2 protein-coding genes are annotated in these 2,656 nt (G+C 61.7%); one reads left to right on the top strand and one right to left on the bottom strand.

The genetic code is table 11. The features are described 5' to 3' along the window. On the top strand, positions 1 to 1,549 hold a 1,549-nt coding region (locus tag MJ777_RS07540), incomplete at its 5' end, for an RHS repeat-associated core domain-containing protein (RefSeq protein ID WP_305039386.1). A 496-nt stretch (positions 1,550 to 2,045) separates the two neighbouring features. On the opposite strand, the gene MJ777_RS07545 is transcribed toward MJ777_RS07540, so the two are convergent. Further along, on the bottom strand, positions 2,046 to 2,656 hold a 611-nt coding region (locus MJ777_RS07545), incomplete at its 5' end, for a transposase family protein (protein ID WP_239374476.1).

Here is a 2,656-nt window from a genome sequence, read left to right on the forward strand (position 1 = left end):
CGCAGGGGTGGAAAAGGAACCGGTCGCCGATGGGACGTCGACGTATGCCCGGGACCCGGACGGGGATCTGGTCGGGTTGGGGACGCCGGGTGGGGCGTGGGCGCCGCTGACCGACACCCACGGGGATGTGGTGGCGGCGTTCACCACGAACGGTGCGGGGTTGACCGATCAGAAGGTGTTCGATCCGTTCGGGGTTCCGACGACGGCGGGTAGCGCGAATGTGCGGGTCGGCTTCCAGGGGTCGTGGACGGATCCGACGACGGCGAAGGTGAGTGCGCAGGCCCGCTGGTACACCCCGAGTATCGGCCGGTTCATCTCCCGCGACAGTGTTGATCTGCCGCTGTCGGGGTCGGCGGGGGTCAACCGGTATCTGTACGCGAACGCGAACCCGCTGGCCGCCAACGATCTGTCCGGGCATCTCCAGGGAACGGTTGTCGGGTGTGCGGTCGGCGCTCCGGTCGGGCCGGAGGGCTGCGCAGCTGGAGCCGCTGTTGGCACTATTATTGAGGTTGGTATAGCAGCAGGTTACGTCTTCTACAGCTTGTTCCATGACGAGCCGAGGCCTGCACCGAGGCCCGCGCCGCAGCCGACTTCTGCGCCATCCGACGGTTTGCTTGACTATTATTGGTTTCCGGATATTGCAATAGATCCGGATATTTTTCCGGCTCCGGATGGTGGGCCGGTGGCTGGTGGTACCGGCAGGGGGCCGTCGCAGACACGGACCCAGACACGGACGTCGATACGGACACAGTCGACGCCGCCGCTGAAGCGGGACACCCGGATTCCGCCGTTGCCGGCTCCGCGGGTGAAGCCGGTGCCGCCGGCGGGAACGGTCGTGTCGCCGGCGCCGAATATCGAGTGGCCTGATGGCTGGTCGCCGGACGGTGCGCCGTACGTCCCGGAGGACTGTGTGCCGGGGACGTGTGCGGATTCGTTGCCGTCGGGGGACGGTGCCGCCGGGCAGGGTACGGATGGTGGTTGTGGGTTGGCGGAGGGTTCGTTGCCGTTGGCGACGACGTGCCGGCCGGACGAGCCCGACCCTGATCCGGCTGCCGCTGGTGGTGCAGGCCGCCCCCCCGGTGACGGCAACCCTCCCGCCCCATCCGGCCACCCCGACGACGATGATCCAAGTAGGCATACTGAGGACGCAAACGGTAGAGTAGAGACGTTCTACCGAGCCATGTCGAAGGGCGAGTATGCAGCACTTCGGAGTTCTGGCGGATTGTCACCACGGGGTGAGTCTTTCGTAACACAGGATCTTGAGTATGTTCAGCAGTTGGCCGCTCGTCATCCAGATCTGTACGAAATATTTGTGAGGTTTGATATGCAGGTTGGCACGCGAGATGCGCTGTTAGCCGCGGGTGCCCGAGACCCACTAAGTAAGCAGCTGGTGGATGCCGGACTTGATGATCTTCCATTGATTGGAAAGGGTATGAAAAATGTTGTTCACGTCAAAGGTGAACTCAACGCAATCACCTACGGTTTACGATCGGGTTCTGCAAGCATCTTCAATAGTCGAATTCTTGGCCTCAGTACTATTGAGCCATGACGCACGAGACATGTAAGGAGCTTCGGCGGCTTCTTGAGGTAAATATTTTTCTTGTCGACCGGACGGCATTTCTCGAGCGCATTGACGCACTGACCGATGTTGATGATTGTATACGCAATGGGTTGATCCGTGCCCACGAGGCGGAGGATTGGAGGCAGTTCGAACGCTATGTCTTGGCTGTGACTCGGCATCCATCGCGCATGGCGACCCGTGTGCTGTGCGATGTCTTGGCATTGCGGTCGGAGGAGGTTAACAACGAGGACATCGTGGAGGCATTGGATATCATTAGCGATCCTGCCTCGGTTAGGTGTCTGGCCGATACTCTACTATGGTGGCCAGAATGGGATGAATTCTACCATTTGGCGATAAAATGCGTCAACGCGTTGGGCTCGATTGGGTCAGCTGATGCTATCAGTGCCTTACGGGACGTGGCGTCTGTCGGGCCAGAGGCTATTCGTGAGGCCGCAGCACGCCAGCTTGAGCGTTATTCATAAGGTCACCATCCCAGCCGGTAGAACTCGAGCCGGACGATGATCCGGATGACGTTGGGGAGTTCGGACAGGCGGCCTCGGTAGCCGGTGGCGAGGATTTTCCAGTTCTTCAGGTGGGCTATGCATCTTTCAACGGCTGATCGGCGGGCTGAGATCGTCTTGTTGACGGCTTTCTCATAGTCGGTGAGTTCATGGTTTTTGGTCTTCTTCTTGGGTGTGGTGGCGGTCGTTCCCTGGTAGCCGGGGTCGGCGGTCCAGGTCGTGGTGTCGAGAAGTTCTTCCCAGCCGCATTCGGTGATGGCCCGTCGGTCGTGCCGGGCGCCGGGTACGGGGTCGGAGACGGCCAGCAGGGTGTCGTCGGTGGCGGCGGCGACCTGGATGTTCAGTCCCTGCCGGTGGCGTTTGCCGGAGTAGTTCTGCTTGGCGCCGGTTCTGTTGCCGGTGGGGACGTCGGTGCCGTCGACGAGTGTCTCGCGGTTGGCCAGGACGTCGGTGAACGCGGGTTGGTGCGGGCAGAGGACTTGGTCGAGTAGGGGCATCAGCCGGCGGTAGGTGCGGGAGACGGTCGGCTGGCTGACGTCGAACAGGTCGGCGACCACCGTCTGGGGCAGGTTTT

It is taken from the genome of Protofrankia sp. Cj5, from assembly GCF_917627405.1.
In the GTDB taxonomy this organism is placed as follows: Bacteria; Actinomycetota; Actinomycetes; order Frankiales; family Frankiaceae; genus Protofrankia.